The organism is Halovivax ruber XH-70 (assembly GCF_000328525.1).
Taxonomy (GTDB): Archaea; Halobacteriota; Halobacteria; order Halobacteriales; family Natrialbaceae; genus Halovivax; species Halovivax ruber.
Map to the genome: position 1 here is coordinate 3,156,974 of NC_019964.1, position 16,339 is coordinate 3,173,312.

Genomic DNA, 16,339 nt, shown 5'->3' on the forward strand with positions numbered 1-16,339 from the left:
CGCCCGTACCGGCGGGGGGTACAAGTGTGTGCCGACCGACGCAACGTGTTCGGGGGTCGCCACGGCAGGACCGACGCGCGATGAGAACGTGTGCCGAGAGTGAGAGTGAATGAGTGAGAGAGACGCGCGAACGCAGCCTCAGGTCGTCGTGGAGCGCGAACTGTCTTCGGGCTCCGGCGGGGGTTCGGCCCCTTCGATCGCTTCGGCGGCCTCGGTGTCCTTCTCGGTCTCGACGTGCCAGCGGTCGATCTCGTCGTCGAGGTCGGCGAGCGTCGCCGAGACGCGCTCTTTGAGTTCGTCGTCGTTGACGTTGACCTCGAAGACGAACTCCTCGGTGCCGTTGCCCCGTCCCGACTGCTGGACGTTGGCGCTGATCAGTTCGTTGTCGAAGTAGTAGGGCGCCAGCTGGGTCATCACTCGCTGGTAAACGGTGTCCTCGACGCGGCGGATCGCCTTGCGGCTGGCGGAGTCGGCGGCGCGCGCGACGTAGTCGATCGACTCGCGCCAGTTGTTGACGGCTTCGTCGGCGTCGTCGTCCTCGAGTGCCCGGTAGGACTCCGAGAGTTTTTCGCCGGCGGTTTTGATGTCCTCGTCCGGGTCCTTCCCGGCTTTTTCGCCCTTTCCTTCCTCGACACGAGCCTGTTCGGCGGTCTTCTCGCTGACGTGGCTGTCCAGCCGTTCGTGACTCTTTGGACGCCACTCCTCCCACTCGACGAAGGCGTCAGCGTACTGGCTTCCGACGTCGGTCTCGGCGTCGTGGGCGTCCGCTTCCCGAAGGGCAGCGGTGATCCGTTCGCCATGCTCGACGACGTCGCCCCAGTCGCCGCGGATCTTGAACCCGGAGATGCTCTCTTCCATCCGACTGGCGCGGGTCTATGACTCGCGTCGTTATAAACTTCGTCGCCGAAAGGGCCGGGCGTGCCACGAGTCACCACGGCCCGGGACCGACCCTGTCGGATCGATGGGCGGCCCGACCGAGCGTTCCGGGCGATGCTGGGATCACCCGACAGGTCGCCGCCGCGACACGGACGGTGGCGGCGACGCGAGACCGCAAGGTTCAGGCAGGCACTGGTCCGAATACCTTGCATGCCAATCGAAGACCGTGACGACGCCTACCTCGTCACGCACGGGCTCGCCAGCGATACACTCTCTCGGCTCCGATCGGTCGAGACCGAACAGGTCGCGTTCCGGAAGGGACTGGTGAAACTGGGCCGACTCTGTGGCTACGAGATCATCGACGGCCGGATGGAGACGGAGTACGTCGAGATCGAGACGCCGCTCGAACCGACGATGGGCGAGCGCGTCAAAGGGCTCGACGACGTCGTCATCATCAACGTCCTCCGGGCCGCGACGCCGTTCGTCGAGGGACTGCTGAAGGCGTTCCCGCGCGCCCGCCAGGGCGTCATCAGCGCCAGCCGGGACGAGTCCGGCGGCCGCGCCGAGGACGGGTCGTTCCCGATCACCATCGACTACGTCAAGCTCCCCGAGATCACCGAAGACGACACCGTCATCGTCGCCGATCCGATGCTCGCGACCGGGTCGACGATGAACGCCGTTCTCGACCACGTCGTCGAGAACGCGCCCGAACCGGAGCACCTAATCGTCCTCTCGGCCGTCTCGGCCCCCGAAGGACTGCTCCGCGTCGGCGATGCGTTCCCGCAGGCCGACCTTCTCACCGTCTCGATCGACGACTATCTCGACGACGACGGCTACATCGTCCCCGGACTCGGCGATGCCGGGGATCGGGCGTTCCGGACGACGTGAGCGCGGTTCGGAGCGAACGCAGTGAGCGAGAAACGCGGAAAACCGAGCGGCGAAGCCGCGAGGAGCAAGGCGTTCACTTCATTCACGTCTCGGTAATCGAGCAGTGAGGGTAGCGAACCGCGAGGTCACGACGAGCAGGTATCGATACCGAGTAGCGCGTTCACCGGACAGCGGCCGATCACGACGGTCGCCAGCAGGTCGCTCCCGGCGAGGAAGGCGAGTGTCCCGGCCGTCGAATCGCGCCGCCGATAGCCGACGACGAGCAGGACGAGGGCGACCAAAACGCGAAGCGCACGATCGAATCCACCGACGTTTCGGTCCATACCCGGGCGTTCGTGGAGAAGCGAGTTAGTAGTCAGGGACGATTCACGGACGGAGGAGTCACGGATCTCGGCTGCCGACCACGTGCCGTCGAAACCAAGACGAACCGGCTAGGCCGGACTGCGAACGCCGTTACGCGTCGTCGGCTGACTCGTCGTCGGTTTCGTCTTCATCCTTCTCGTCCTCGCCCGTGTCGCCAGCGGCGGACAGGCCAGCGTTCGGTTCGCGTTCGAGCGCCGGTGGGACGTCTTTCCGGTCGGAGTAGCCGTCGAACCAGCGGACGATCCGCTCGATTCGGTCCACGACGTGGCCCGGTTCGCCCGACCGCGAGAGTTCGTGCCCTTCGCGAGGGTACCGGACTAGACGGGTGTCGACGCGGTGTTTCTTCAGGCCGGTGTAGTAGAGTTCGGCGCCGTTGGCGGGCGTCCGGTAGTCGCGATCCGAGTGGACGAGGAGCGTCGGCGTGTCGACCTCGGGGGCGAGCGAGACCGGCGAATGCTCCCAGAGGAACTGTGGCTCCTCCCACGGGGTGGTGCCGAAGTCGTATTCGACGAGTTTGTACGCGCCGTCGGTCGAGCCATAGAAGCCGGTGAGGTCGTAGACGCCGCGCTGGGCGACCGCAGCGGTGAAGCGGTCGGTGCGCCCGACCGCCCAGGCGGCCATGTAGCCGCCGAAACTGCCGCCGGTGACGTACTGCTCGTCGGCGTCGATCTCGGGGCGCTCGCTCACCACGTCGGCGCCTGCCAGAACGTCCTCGAGGGTTTTGTCGCCCCAGTCGCGGTAGGTGGCCATCGCATAGTCCTCGCCGTAGCCCGTCGAGCCGCGCGGGTTCGACCAGAAGACGGCGTAGCCGTTGGCCGCGAGCGTCTGGAACTCGTGCCACATCGTGCCCGACGTCGTCCACTGGACGTGCGGCCCGCCGTGGATCTCGACGACGAGTGGGTACGGTTCCTCGCCGATCGCGTCGGCGCCACCACCGTCGCCGTTTGTATCGTCGCGGTCAGCGTCGTCGGCCGATTCAACGCCAGACGGCGGGGTCAGCAGCCAGCCCTGACACTCGGCGCCGTCACTCTCGAACCACAGTTCCTCGGGTTCGGCGACCGCGTGCGCCGCGAAGTAGTCGGCGTTGACGTCGGTGAGGCGAGTCGGATCGCCGCCCGAGCGGTCGGCGAGGAAGACGTCGCCGGGGTGGTCCCACTCGCTCTGCGTGACGGCCAGGTGGTCGTCACCGACGGAGAACCCATCGACGTGACTCCCGTCGTCGTAGACACGGTCCGGATCGGCGCTCGCGTCGCCGGGCGCGGACCACAGGCAGACCGCCCCTTCATCGGGCGTCGCGAAGAAGAGCGACTCCTCGTCCGGCCCCCACTGGAAGCCGCCGCCGTGGGCGAGCGTCCGGTCGAGTGGATCCGTCGGAACCACTTCCTCGCCGGTCTCGGTGTCGTAGACGACGATGTCGACCTGTCGCATCGTCATCCGCTCTTCGGGCGTGCGCGGGAACGCGACCAATCCATCGGTCGTCGCCTCGATCATCCCACCCCAGCCGATCGTCTGCGTGAGAACCTCGGGGTCGGCGTCCGCGCCGAGCGGATGCGCGTAGATGTCGAGGACGACCGAATCGTCCGGGACATCCTCGTCCGCGGGCTTGCTCGCGTAGTAGATCGTCTCGTCGTCGCCCCACGCGGCACCGATGTAGTCCGTGTCGCCGTCGGTGAGGCGCGTGAGCGCATCCTCGCGCGACGGGTCGTCGCCCGCCGCCTCGGCGGCCGCGATCGCCCGTTCGACGTCCAGCACGTAGACGTGGTTTCGCTTCCCGTCGGCGTACTGTTGCATCGAGCGGAAGTTGAGCCGGTCGATGACCCGCGGATCCGGCGTCTCGGGTTCGAAGTCCGGCTCGACGGACAGGTCACGGCCTTCCTCGCGATCCTCGGGAGTCGACGCCTGCGTGAAGACGATGCGCGAGCCGTCGGGACTCCACTCGATGCCGGCGACGCCGCCAGCGACCTCGGTCACCTGACGCGCCTCGCCGCCCGCAGTCGGAAGGACCCACAGCTGCGGGCGGTCGTCGTCGGCCCCGCGCGTGCTCACGAACGCCAGGTACTCGCCGTCCGGGCTCCATCGGGGCTGGCTGTCGACGCCCTCGGAGACGGTGAACTGTCGGGGCTCACCGCCGTCGGTCGGGACGACGTGAATCGTCGCGACGGAGGACTGGTCGTCGTCGGCCGCCTGCCGGACGAACGCGACCCGCTCACCGTCGGGAGACAGTCGCGGATCGCCTACCTGCACGAGGGTGTGCAAATCTGACGCGTCAATCGGATGCATACCCCGTGGCAACAGGCGACATCGATTATACGTTTCGCTTCGAAGGTGGATGGCGTCGCGATGGACCGATTCGTGGGGCCGATGGAGACGGTCGCTCACCAGTCCGGATCGAACGCGGACGCAGAGTGAGACGGCGCTCAATCGAGGTTCGCCCGCCCGCTGGTCGCGCTCCGGAGTCGGTCGCGAAAGGCGTCGGCCTCGGCGACCGGAACGTCGACGGCGAACGTCACGGCCTCAGCGTATTCGGCGTCGATGTCGTAGCCCTCGCTCTTGATGATGGCCCGAACCGTCCCCGAGTCGTCGTAGTCGACGCCGATCACGACCCGCTCGTGGGGTCGCCGTTCCACCACGCCGGCGGCCTCGAGGGCGTCTTTCACGGCCTGCGAGTACGCCCTGACGAGACCACCGACGCCGAGGTTCGTCCCGCCGTAGTAGCGCGTGACGACGACGGCGACGTTCTCGAGTTCCTGTCCTTGCAGGACCGAGAGGGCGGGTTTGCCGGCAGATCCCGACGGTTCGCCGTCGTCGCTCGAATACTCACGGAGAAAGTCGGCGTCCGGATCCGTCCGCACGCGGTAGGCAGGGACGTTGTGCGTCGCGTCGGCGTAGGTCTCGCGAACTTCGTCGACGAAGTCCTCGGCGGCAGCCACCGACTCGACGGGGCGGACGTGGCCCAGAAACTCCGATCCCTGCACCTCGAAGCTGGCGGTGGCGGCCTCGGCGACGGTGGTGTACGAATCCATGGCGAACGAGGGACGTCAGTTCTCGGTCACTGCAACTCGATCGACCGAACGAACGGCAGATCACGGAGTTCCGTGATGAGCGAACCGGGGATGTCCTGGTCGGTGACGAGGTAGAGGCGCGGTTCGTCGGTGAACTCGGGATCTTCGCTGATCGTCTGGCGGATCGAGACGCCGCGGTCGGCGACGACGCCCGTGACTGTCGCGACGATCCCCTCGGCGTCGGGGTCGTCGACCTCGATCGAGAGGACCGTCAGGTCGAGCACCGGCGCGAGGTCCATCAGACTCGGCACCTGCGAGATGTTCTGGAAGATACGCCGGAGTTCTCCGTCCTCGAGGATCGCATCGGTGGTCGAGTCGACGACGCGCCGGTCGACGTCGATCTCGCGAGCGATGCCCGTGTTGGGAATCTCGATCCCGCCGGAGACCACCCGCCCCTCGTCGCTGACGGAGAAGCCTCGCTCTAACAGCAGCCGGATCACGGCCTGCTGGCTCGGCGAGCCCTCGAACTTCTCCATGATCTCGTCGAACATGCGCCCCGCTTTTGGGGCCACGCACATATCTGTCCCGGAGCGCGGACCGGAACTGGTGACGACGAGCCGATTCGCCGAGGGCAGTCGAGATGGACGGCGTGCTGCGACGATCCGACGGCGGGTGAGGCGGCGATCCCGTGGGGCGTCGCCCGGCGACCGATCGGGACGGGCGGTTTTTTGGTTACCGACCGGCAATCACCGCGCATGCGACAGCTCCGGACCTGTGACTTCTGTGGCGACGATGCGGTCGGCACGTTCGAGATCGTGCCGCCGGAATTGCACCCGACAGAGGCCGAGCAGCGCCGCGTCGTCCTCTGTGGCGACTGCCAGCCGACGCTCGAAGAACTGCTGGAACCGCTGCTCGCCCGCGCCGGGGCGGCACCGACGGGAGAAACGGGCAGCGAAGCGTCCGGAGACGACGCGCAATCGAACGGGCAAGCCGATCAGCAGGCGTCCGAACGCGACGACCAGCCAGAAACCCGTCCCCTCAGCACCCGCGACACCGACGACACCACGAGCCGTGGCACGCCGGGGATCGAGACCGACGCGGCCGGTGACGAGGCCGGCGACGTCGTCACGCCGAGTGCGTCCGAGCGCTCGACCGGCGACGAGGGCGTCGCGATCCAGCCGGGGGACAAGACAGCCGACGACACCAACCCGTCGGCGACTGGGACTGCCAACGCGAGCGACGATGCATCGACCGCGACCGCGGCACAGGCCGACACGTCGAACACTCCCTCGGCGCCGAAAGCCTACGGGAAAGTGCTACGACTCCTCCAGAACCGGGAGTTCCCGATGGCGCGGGCCGACGTCGAGGCGCTCGCGGCCGGCGCGTACGACCTGGAGGACCACCAGGCCGAAGCCGTCGTCGATCACGCCGTCGAACAGGGCGACCTGGTCGAAGACGGCCGGAACGTTCGGCTGGGATAGGTGGGTCCGCGGGAACCGACGGAATCGACCGTGGGAATCTGTGCCGTCGGAGAAGATCGAACGGACTGACTACTACTCCTCGTCGCCGAGCAACGCCCGTGACGAGTTCGTCACCACGAGGAGGCTCGACGTGCCCATCGCGACGGCGGCGAACAGCGGATTGATCAGGGTCGACACGGCGAGTGGGATCGCGATCGCGTTGTAGACGAACGCCCAGCCGATGTTCTGGCGGACGCGGCGACGGGCGGCGTTCGCGATGGCGAAGACCGTCGACAGCGAAGACAGGTCGTCGTCGACGATGGCGACGTCGGCGGCGTCGGCCGCGAGAGCGGTGCCGCCGCCGAGAGCGATGCCGAGATCCGCGCTGGCGAGTGCGGGCGCGTCGTTGGTTCCGTCGCCGACCATCGCCGTCTTGCCACGGGCGCGCAGGCGGCGGACCGTCTCGGCTTTCCCCTCCGGTGGGACGCCCGCGAAGACCTCCGCGACGCCGTCGTGCTCGCGAAAGCGGGTCGCGGCTGCTTCCTCGTCGCCGGTGAGGACGACGACCTCGACGCCGCGATCGGCGAGATCGGTGACCGTTTCGTCCCAGCCGTCGCGGGGTTCGTCACCGACGACGACGATTCCGGCGGCCGTGCCGTCACGACCGACGAGGATCGGAAGACGACCGGCGGTCCGCTCCGATTCGGCGCGGTCGGCGAGTTCGTCGGGGACGGTCCAGCCGCGCTCGGCGAACAGACCGGGGTGACCGACCAGAACGACCTCGCCGTCGACGGTGCCACCGACGCCCGTGGCGTAGGACTCGAAGTCCGACAGGCGGTCGTCCGCGGGGAGATCCGTCGATTCGTCGTCCGTGGTGGCGTCCGCCGGTGCGTCGTCGGCGTTCGCAGGCGCGTCGGCGGCAGGTTCCGTGAGTGCTTCGTCCGATTGCTGGCCGTCCGCTGCCGCCACCCTGGCCGACTCGCCGGCCGGGACGCCGCCGTCGGTCGCCGGGTCAGAACTGGCGTTCGACGGCGATCCCGGAGACGACTGGTCGCCTCCCTCCGCACCCGCCGCGTCCGGCCCGAACGCATTGGCGATCGCCCCCGCGACCGGGTGGGCAGAGCGCTGCTCCAGGATCCCGGCGCGTTCGAGGAGGGTGTCGGAACCGCTGGCGTCTAGCACTTCCATCTCGCCGGTGGTGAGCGTGCCCGTCTTGTCGAAGACGACGACGTCGACGTCGCGGATGCGCTCGAAGACGGTCTCGTCGAAGACGACGATGCCGCGTTCCAGGGCTTCGCGTATGCTCGATGCGACCGCGAGCGGGGTCGCGAGGCCGAGCGCACAGGGACAGGAGACGATGAGGACGGTGAGGCCGACGAGCAACGCGTTCGAGACAGGCGCGCCGAGGACGAGGTAGCCCGCCGTCACGACGAGCGCCAGCGTCACGACCACCGGAACGAAGATCGTCGCCAGCCGATCGGCCAGTCCCTGGATACCGCCGCGAGCGCTCTGGAGGTCCCAGACGAGGTCGGCGATGCGGTCGACACTGCTCGTCGGTTCGCCGTCGACGCCGACGACGAGCGAGCCCTCGGCCAGGATCGAACCGCCGACGACGCGGTCGCCTGGCTCCTTCGAGACGGGCAAGGATTCGCCGGTGATGACCGCTTCGTCGACCGCCCCGTCCCCCTCGGCGACGACGCCGTCGACCGGGATCCGTTCGCCGCCACGAACCAGGAATCGGTCGCCGTCGGTGAGAACGGAGACGTCGACGGTGGTCGTCGAGCCGTCGGCCTCGTAGCGCTCGGCCGTGTCGACCTGGGCGGCCGAGAGATCTGCGAGGGCCTCGGTCGCCCGTTGCTTGATCGTCCCCTCGTAGTAGCCGCCGACGGTGACGACGAGGACAATCGCGACGGTGACGTCGTAGTAGATCTCCGTCGGCTCACCCACGAGGACCGCGAGCGTGCTGTAGACGTAGGCTGCCGTGGCGGCGAGCGCGACCAGCAGGTCCATGTTCGGGTTGCGCGTCTTCAGACTGACGTAGGCACCTCTGAGGATGGGGCCGCCGGTGACGAAGAGGACGATGCTCGTCAGCGCGAAGAGGACGATGAAGAACGGAACCGAGGCCGAGCTCGTGACCATCTCGACGAGGAACTCGTGGGTGCGTTCCGGGTAGAAGAGGTTGACGTGCAGCGGGTAGACGAGCAGGAGGTATTGCATCATCACGACCATCCCGAAGAGGACGCCCACGATGAGGCGGATCTCGTTTTGATCCTCCGCACGGCGCTTCGCGAGAGCGTTCTCCCGGTGGTAGGCGGTGTAGCCGAGGCCGGTCAGGTCCTCGGCGACCGCGTCGGGGTCGGTCTCGTCGGGATCGTAATCGACGCGGACGGTCTCGGAGACGTAGCTCGCCGCGACGTCGGCGACGCCGTCGGCCTCTGCACCCGTGCCCTCGATGAACACCTCACAGGTCGAGCAGTGCATCCCCTCGATCTGGAAGAAGGCACGCTCGGTTCCCGGCGGTGCCTCCGTCGGTTCGTCGGGCTCCGATGCCGTTCCCTCGGCGACGGCAGCGCCGTCGACGTCGGCCGGATCCGTCGTGTCGTCGAGCGTGCCCGCGACGTGCTTGCAGCCGGCACAGCAGTACCGATTTCCCTCGTCGTCCGTGACGACCGTGGCTTCGAGGGGAAGCTCACACAGTGTGCAGGTGCCGTCCGTCTCGGGACTGACGTCGACGGTCACCGACGATCACCCGAGGCGGGGCGTTTCCGGTCGGCGTGCCGACTCGCGACACCGCGAACGAGTCGCAGAACGCCCGCATCCCGGAAACAGTTGGACATAGGACGTACTCCGGGCTGGACGGGAAAAACGGTTTCGTGGTGGCGTTGACGGCACCAGCGGTTCCACGGAGAGGATGAAGTGGCTCGCCCACGCTGGTCGCTACAGTTCGCCCTTCGTACTCGGTGTCGTGTCGGCGCGCCGGTCGTCGATTCGAGTCGCGTCGTCGAGCGTGCGCGCGGCGGCCTTGAACAGTGCCTCGATCTCGTGGTGGGCGTTCTCGCCCTCGATGTCGGCGTGCATAGTGAGGCCGGCGTTCGTCGCGACCGAACGCCAGAAGTGTCTGGCCATGTGACTCGTGAGGCCGCCGACCGATTCCTGGGAGAACTCGCCGTCGAAGCGGTAGAGCGGGCGGCCGCTGACGTCGACGACGACGCTCGCGACCGCCTCGTCGAGGGGCACCCGGCGATCGGCAAAGCGGACGATACCGGCCCGGTCGCCGAGCGCCTCGTCGAGTGCGGTGCCGAGACAGAGGCCGACGTCCTCGACGGTGTGGTGGTCGTCGACGTGGAGGTCGCCATCGCACGAGAGCGTGAGGTCGAACAGGCCGTGCGTCGCGACCGCGGTGAGCATGTGGTCGAAGAAGCCGATACCGGTCTCGACGTCGGTCTCGCCCGTTCCGTCGAGCGCGAGCGTGCACTCGATCGTCGTCTCGGCCGTCTCCCGCGAAACCGTCGCGGTTCGATCGCTCATGCCGGAGACACGGACCTGCGGCTACAAGGCGGTTCCGCTCGCGACAGGACCCAGCGAATCGTGGTCAGGGGAAGGGGCAGCGACAACTGGCAACCGGGATCGGCGCTGATCGAGCCGACGAGTGACCGACCGTTCCAGTGGAAGAGAGATAATCCGGCGCGAGTGGGTTTATCCGCACAGATAGTTCGATAAAACGTCTAATGGATTTTCAACCCGTCGTAAAATGTCGTAACTGGACCCTTCCGTCGTGAAACCGGTCGAAATGACACCAAGATTAGTCGGTTTATATGATGGTACGGATCCCGTGGTTCTCACGAGCGCTGATCACACATGCTGTCCAAATCATCCCTCCTCGTCCCCGGCCCGGTCGCCCGATTCGGTCGCGAAGTGGACGCACTGGTGAGCCCGGTCCTCCGGACGGTGAAGACGCCCCTGCAGGTCGTCTCGTTCTGGGGCGCCATCGGGCTCCCGTTCGTCCTCGTCGGCGTCCTCGCGAACGGGCTCGAAAGTACCGGCGCGGCCCTCTCGTTCGTCGCACTGGTGGTCCTCAACCTCCTCGCGCTGTACGTCGGCCACGGACACAAACAGCCCTGACACGCCACACGCAGCCGTCTCTCCCATCAGAGACCGCCCCGCTGCCGCCAGCCGCCATCCCCGCGCTGGACAGCCGATCACGATCGACCGCGGCCACCTATTCCTCGATGGCCTGCTGCCCCTCCGCGAGCGTGAATCGCCCCTCGTAGAGCGCACTCCCGACGACCGCGGCCGCCGCGCCCGCGTCGGAGAGGGCCTGAACATCCGCGAGCGTCGCGACGCCGCCGCTGGCGATCACCGGGAGGGTCGTCGCCTCGACGAGTTCGCGGACCGGTTCTGCGGCGATCCCCTCGAGCTGGCCCTCGACGTCGACGTTCGTAAAGAGGATCGCGGCGGCACCGAGGTCGGCGTAGCGCGTTGCGGCTTCGGCCGGAGTCAGGCCGGATCCTTTAGTCCACCCTTCGACGACGACCTCGCCATCCTTGGCGTCGAGGCTCACGACGACCGATTCAGGGCGTGTCTCGGCGATTTCCGCGACGATATCGGGATTCTCGACTGCTGCCGTCCCGAGAATGACGCGGTCGACGCCACGATCGAGCAGCGAGAGCGCCTCGTCCGCGGTGCGGATACCGCCGCCGATCTGGACGGGGACGGAGACGGCGTCGACGACCGCTTCGATGGCCGCGGCGTTGGCCCGCTCACCGTCGAACGCACCGTCGAGGTCGACGAGATGCAGCGATCGAGCGCCGGCGTCGATCCAGCGCTCGGCCGCCTCGACGGGGTCTCCGTAGCGCGTCTCGGTCCCCCGCTCGCCCTGGACGAGCTGGACGACCTCGCCATCCTGGACGTCGACGGCGGGGATCACCTCGAACGTCGGGAAGTGGTTCATACGTACGGAGGCGGCCGGCGACGAAGTAAGGGTGCTGATCCCGGTCGACGGGTTATCGTGGATCCGGTCGACGGGTCGTCGTAGATTCGGTCGACGGGTCGTCGTGGGTCCGGTCGGCGGGCCGTCACTGTTCCGTCCGACCGGTCATCGCGACTCCAGTCGGCGATTCCCTCCCCGTCGGTGCCTTCACTCCCCGCCGCGTGGTTGCGTGTGTGAGTCGACGACAGCGAGTCGTTCGTCGAGTTCGACGACGAGTTCCGACGACTCGAGCGGGACCCGGATCGAGAACCGCCACGGGTCACGGTCGAGAACGGTGGTCGTCCGGTCGGTCACGGCCCAGGCGAGTTCCCAGCGCGGGATCGCCGTGAGATCGCGCCCGTGTTCGTGGAAGAACGAGATCGTGACTGGCCGATAGCACAGCGTCTGGGCAACCGGCGCGTATTGAAAGCCCGTACACTCGGTGCAGTGGTAGACGACGTAGGCGTCGAGGTCACGCGTGTCGTGCTGGGACGGGAGGGGGCTCTCGGCGTGGATTTCGGGCTCGACGGCCTGCGCACACCAGGGACACTGGCCAGCCGTCATTGCACTCATGATCGATCGACTCCGTCGGTGAACAGTCTGTAACAGTGCGTCTCGGTCACGGTCGACCAGGCCGTGAGACGGCAGCGAGATGTCCGTATAGTTCGCGTCGCACGTGGAACAGCGAACGCGGACGAGCGTCTCGTAGCGTGTGAGTTCGATGGGGTGACTACACCGGTGGCAGTCGGTCCCGACGTCGACGTCGGCGAGCGCCGGCGTCGATTCCTCCGTGAGCAAGCCGGCGACGAGCGTCCGAAATAGTACCATTCCGGGCCAGCGGAGGCGATATCCGTCGGGCTCCTTCGCGACGTAGTTGCCACACAGCTTCGTCAGATGGTAGTTGAAACGCCCGGAGTCGCGGATATCGACGCGCGACTGCAACTCGGCGTAGCCAAGGTGGGCGATTCCGGTCTCGGGTGAAGCCGTCGCTTCGCCGAGTTCCCGGACGATCGCGACGCGCGTCTCGTCGGCCAGGAGCGAGAACGCGGTCTCGGCATCGAGGGCACTCGGATCCGATTCGTCGCCAACCGGTTCGTCGGGACGCATTCGTTCAGGTGGCAGATTCGTCGCGGGGGACTATCGGTCTGGTGCCCGAACCCCGATCGAGCGAGCGGGCGTCCTCGAGCGGGTTCGTCAGGACGACCGTCGCTTCGCGCCCGGGTCCGACGCCAACCGCGACGAGCGGGGCGTCCAGCGCCTCGGCGATGGTCTCGAGGTACGTTCTCGCGGCGTCCGGGATGGCGTCGTAACCCGCCTGGACGACTGCACCCCAGTCCTGTGGCGACCAGGTCGCCATCGATTCGTAGATCGGCTCGCACCGCTCCCAGGCGGATCGAGTGGCCGGAATCGTCTCGACGCGTTCACCATCCAGCTCGTAGGCCGTACAGAGCCGAAGCTCGTCGAATTCGGCGAGGGTGTCGACGTGAGTGATCGCGAGGCCCGTGAAGCCGTTCACGCGGGTCGCGTGTCGGAGCATCGGGAGATCGAGCCAGCCGATCCGGCGGGGGCGACCCGTGACCGTGCCGAACGCGCCGACCAGATCCCGCACCTCGTCAGCCCGGCGTTCGGCCAGTTCCGTCGGCATCGGACCATTGCCAACCCGGGAGAGATAGCTCTTCACGACGCCAATCACGTGACCGCCGGCGACGATCGAGGGATCGACACCGGTACCGGTGATCGCACCCCCGAGCGTCGGGTTCGACGACGTGACGAACGGGTAGGTACCGTGATCGACGTCGATGTGCGTTCCTTGTGCCCCTTCGAACACGATCGACTTCCCGTCGTGATGGCTCGCAGTGAGGAAGGCACCGGCGTCGACGACCATGTTTTCGGCGTCGAGACGCTCGCCCCACTCTCGGAGGGTTTCTGCGATGGCATCGGCGTCGAACGGAGCCGTCGAGTCGGCCGCAGAAGAGGTGACATCGGAGCCGTCGACAGCGACGGGAACCGCATCACCGTCGGTGATGGCCTCGACGAGTCGCCGCTTCCGCGAGACGAGGGCGTCGAGTTGGCCGTCGAGTGACCCGGCGGCGACCAGCTCACCCGCCCGGACGCCGCGCCGCCCGGCTTTGTCCTCGTAGGCCGGGCCGATCCCGTTGCCGGTCGTCCCGACGGCGTCACCAGTCTCGCCTCTGGCCGTCTCCTCGATCGAATCCAGTGCACGATGATACGGCAGTACGACGTGTGCACGAGCGTCGATCCGTACGTCGGGGGAAATCCCCCGCTCGCGGAGTGCATCGAGTTCGGCGAAGAGGACCGAGAGGTCGACGACGCAGCCGTTTCCGAGGACGCCCACGGCACCCTGGACGACACCGCTCGGAAGCAGCCGAAGTTCGTACGTCTCACCGTCGTGTTCGACGGTGTGGCCGGCGTTGGCGCCACCCTGATACCTGACGACGATATCCGCATCGCCGGCGAAGACGTCGACGATTCCGCCTTTTCCTTCGTCCCCAAGCTGGGAACCGATGACAGTTGCGTTCACGGCGAGACCCACGGCCGACCGGGTCGTAACCGTTCTGTGAAGCACGATTCACGTCGGTGAAGCGACGTTCACACGGAGTCGCGATGCCACGGGCCGTCGGGCAGGTCCCACCGGCCGCGCTCGGCACGCCCGTACAGTGACCGTGGACGTTCCGCGGAGCGTGACTTCGACGAACGGAACGACTGCCATATTAGGGTCGTGACGGTGTAGGAACGGGTCTCGTGACGCGGCCCGGTGGACCGATACCGTGGAGTGTCAGCGACAGCGGGACGATGACGTTCGATCTGCGGGCTGTGACGGCGCTCGATTTGCAGATTGCGACGGCGGTCGATCCACAGACAGTGATGCATCTCGATTCGCAGACGGCAGTGGCCGGACTCACCCGACCGCTCGCCGCGCAGCCTGTCGACACGCCATCGCTATCGCCGGCGATGCTCGTCGTCTTCGCGATCGTCGTGGTCGCGGTCGTCCTCTTCGTCACCCAGCCGGTGCCGCTCGACGTCACCGCACTCGGCGTGATTGTCGCGCTCGTGGTTCTGGAGCCGTGGACGACCATCTCGCCGGAGGAGGGGATTTCTGGCTTCGCCAGCCCGGCGACGATTACGGTCCTCATGATGTTCGTCCTGAGCGAGGGCATCCGTCGAACCGGGGCCGTCCAGCTGCTGGGCGAGCGCATGGCCGCGTTCGCTGGCGACAGCGACCGGCGCCAGCTGGGCTCGATCGTCGGCGTCTCTGGTCTCTCGGCAGGATTCGTCAACAACACGCCCGTCGTCGCGATCATGATCCCGGTCGTCATCGACCTGGCCGAGCGGACGGGGACGTCCCCGTCCCGGTTGCTGATCCCACTCTCCTACGCCTCGATGCTCGGCGGGATGCTCACGCTGATCGGCACCTCGACGAACATCCTGGCGAGTTCGATCGTCGCCAGGGACGCCTACCTCGGGCGCCCGTTCTCGATGTTCGAGTTCACCGCGCTCGGCGTGCTGGTGCTGGCGACGGGATCGCTCTACCTCCTGCTGGTCGCGCCGGCGTTGCTTCCCGAGCGGATCGAACCGAGCGAGGCGCTCACGGACGAGTTCGACGTCTCCGGCTACCTGACCGAGGTGACCGTCCCGACCGACTCGCCGCTCGTCGGGACGACCGTCCACGCCGCGCTCGAAGCGGTCGACGTCGACCTGGAGGCGGTCACCCTCCTGCGTGGCGAGGACGCGTTCGGCGCCTCGATCGACGAGAAGGAGTTGCGGCCAGCCGACGTCCTCATCGTGCGGACGGGCCGAGAAGGGGTGATCGACCTCGCGGCCGTCGAGGGACTCTCCCACCGCCCGCGACGGGGAATCGACGAGGCGGACCTCGAGATCACCGGCGACGAGAACGGCGGGACTGAACAGCGACTGGCGGAGGTAATCGTCGCCCCCGACGGCGATCTCGTCGGTGAGACACTCGAATCGACGAGCTTCCGCCAGCGATACGGCGCGACGGTGCTCGCCTTGCGACGCGGTCCGGACGTGTTCAACACGCGGATGGACCTGCGTCCGCTTCGCGGTGGCGACACCCTGCTCGTTCAGGCGGATCACGACGCGCTCGATCGCCTCGGACGGAACCGGAACGTCATCGTCGCCCAGGAGTTCACCCGACCGACGTACCGGCGTGAGAAGCTCCCCCTCGCGCTCGGAATCGTTGCCGGTGTCGTCGGGCTCGCCGCCCTCGACGTACAGCCGATCCTGGTGACGGCGATCGCCGGCGCCGGCGCGATGGTCACCGCCGGGATCCTCGAACCCCGCGAACTCTGGGACGGTGTCGACTGGAGCGTGATCGTCCTGCTCGCGGGGCTCATCCCGCTCGGCATCGCGCTAGAGGAGACCGGCGCTGCGGCGTTCCTGGCCGGACACGCCGTCGCGGCCGTCGGCGATCTGCACGTCGTCTTCGTCCTCGGCCTGCTCTACCTCGGGACGGCCCTGCTGACGGAACTGCTCTCGAACAACGCGAGTGTCGTCCTCATGATCCCGATCGGGTTCGACGTGGCCATCCGGCTGGGGGCAGATCCCTACGCGTTCGTCCTCGCGGTGGTCTTCGCCTGCTCGACGCCGCTGCTCTCGCCCGTCGGCTACCAGACGAACCTGATGGTGTACGGGCCCGGCGGCTACGAATTCACGGACTTCGCCCGCGTGGGCGCGCCGCTGCAGGTGCTGCTCGCCGTCGTGACGACGCTCGGCATCGTGGTGCTCTGGGGCGTGTAGTC

14 protein-coding genes are annotated in these 16,339 nt (G+C 67.5%); 4 read left to right on the forward strand and 10 right to left on the reverse strand.

What is annotated here, in order from left to right:
- Nucleotides 1-138: 138 nt before the first annotated feature.
- The gene (locus tag HALRU_RS15185) at nt 139-858 is read right to left on the reverse strand and encodes a DUF5828 family protein (RefSeq protein ID WP_015302272.1); all 720 of its coding nucleotides are present in this window, start codon (nt 856-858) and stop codon (nt 139-141) included.
- A gap of 228 nt (nt 859-1,086) precedes the next feature.
- Here HALRU_RS15185 and upp point away from each other — a divergent pair, with 228 nt between their 5' ends.
- Nucleotides 1,087-1,764, forward strand: coding sequence for a uracil phosphoribosyltransferase (gene upp / locus HALRU_RS15190; protein ID WP_015302273.1), 678 nt, complete (start codon nt 1,087-1,089; stop codon nt 1,762-1,764).
- Between the two features lie 125 nt (nt 1,765-1,889).
- On the opposite strand, the gene HALRU_RS15195 is transcribed toward upp, so the two are convergent.
- The 4 genes from HALRU_RS15195 to HALRU_RS15210 form a co-directional block, all read right to left on the reverse strand.
- Nucleotides 1,890-2,087 (reverse strand): YgaP family membrane protein, encoded by a 198-nt coding sequence (locus tag HALRU_RS15195; protein WP_015302274.1) that lies wholly within the window; start codon nt 2,085-2,087, stop codon nt 1,890-1,892.
- 130 nt (nt 2,088-2,217) lie between these two features.
- Nucleotides 2,218-4,407 (reverse strand): S9 family peptidase, encoded by a 2,190-nt coding sequence (locus tag HALRU_RS15200; protein ID WP_015302275.1) that lies wholly within the window; start codon nt 4,405-4,407, stop codon nt 2,218-2,220.
- Nucleotides 4,408-4,544: 137 nt separating this feature from the next.
- The gene (locus HALRU_RS15205; protein ID WP_015302276.1) at nt 4,545-5,150 is read right to left on the reverse strand and encodes an IMPACT family protein; all 606 of its coding nucleotides are present in this window, start codon (nt 5,148-5,150) and stop codon (nt 4,545-4,547) included.
- A 26-nt stretch (nt 5,151-5,176) separates the two neighbouring features.
- Complete coding sequence (locus HALRU_RS15210) at nt 5,177-5,680, reverse strand: regulator of amino acid metabolism, contains ACT domain (protein ID WP_015302277.1); 504 nt, start codon at nt 5,678-5,680, stop codon at nt 5,177-5,179.
- Nucleotides 5,681-5,884: 204 nt separating this feature from the next.
- Between HALRU_RS15210 and HALRU_RS15215 the strand changes: the two genes are divergently transcribed.
- Entirely contained in the window at nt 5,885-6,610 is a 726-nt protein-coding gene (locus HALRU_RS15215) for a hypothetical protein (RefSeq protein ID WP_015302278.1), read from the forward strand.
- 72 nt (nt 6,611-6,682) lie between these two features.
- On the opposite strand, the gene HALRU_RS15220 is transcribed toward HALRU_RS15215, so the two are convergent.
- Together HALRU_RS15220 and hisB are read right to left on the reverse strand one after the other, a co-directional pair.
- Nucleotides 6,683-9,328, reverse strand: a complete 2,646-nt coding sequence (locus tag HALRU_RS15220) for a heavy metal translocating P-type ATPase (RefSeq protein WP_015302279.1) — start codon at nt 9,326-9,328, stop codon at nt 6,683-6,685.
- A gap of 198 nt (nt 9,329-9,526) precedes the next feature.
- Complete coding sequence (gene hisB / locus HALRU_RS15225) at nt 9,527-10,117, reverse strand: imidazoleglycerol-phosphate dehydratase HisB (protein WP_015302280.1); 591 nt, start codon at nt 10,115-10,117, stop codon at nt 9,527-9,529.
- A gap of 330 nt (nt 10,118-10,447) precedes the next feature.
- Here hisB and HALRU_RS15230 point away from each other — a divergent pair, with 330 nt between their 5' ends.
- Nucleotides 10,448-10,711 carry a hypothetical protein gene (locus HALRU_RS15230; RefSeq protein WP_015302281.1) on the forward strand — a complete coding sequence of 88 codons (264 nt, stop codon included), beginning with the start codon at nt 10,448-10,450 and terminating at the stop codon, nt 10,709-10,711.
- 97 nt (nt 10,712-10,808) lie between these two features.
- On the opposite strand, the gene hisA is transcribed toward HALRU_RS15230, so the two are convergent.
- From hisA to HALRU_RS15245, 3 genes are all read right to left on the reverse strand, one after another.
- Nucleotides 10,809-11,540: a 1-(5-phosphoribosyl)-5-[(5-phosphoribosylamino)methylideneamino]imidazole-4-carboxamide isomerase gene (gene hisA, locus HALRU_RS15235; protein WP_015302282.1), complete on the reverse strand. Its 732-nt coding sequence runs from the start codon at nt 11,538-11,540 to the stop codon at nt 10,809-10,811.
- 186 nt (nt 11,541-11,726) lie between these two features.
- Complete coding sequence (locus tag HALRU_RS15240; protein ID WP_015302283.1) at nt 11,727-12,665, reverse strand: DUF7351 domain-containing protein; 939 nt, start codon at nt 12,663-12,665, stop codon at nt 11,727-11,729.
- A 4-nt stretch (nt 12,666-12,669) separates the two neighbouring features.
- On the reverse strand, nt 12,670-14,100 hold the full coding sequence (locus HALRU_RS15245) for an adenylosuccinate synthase (RefSeq protein WP_015302284.1): 1,431 nt from the start codon (nt 14,098-14,100) through the stop codon (nt 12,670-12,672).
- A gap of 431 nt (nt 14,101-14,531) precedes the next feature.
- Here HALRU_RS15245 and HALRU_RS15250 point away from each other — a divergent pair, with 431 nt between their 5' ends.
- Nucleotides 14,532-16,337, forward strand: coding sequence for an SLC13 family permease (locus HALRU_RS15250; RefSeq protein ID WP_148680731.1), 1,806 nt, complete (start codon nt 14,532-14,534; stop codon nt 16,335-16,337).
- Nucleotides 16,338-16,339: the final 2 nt, after the last annotated feature.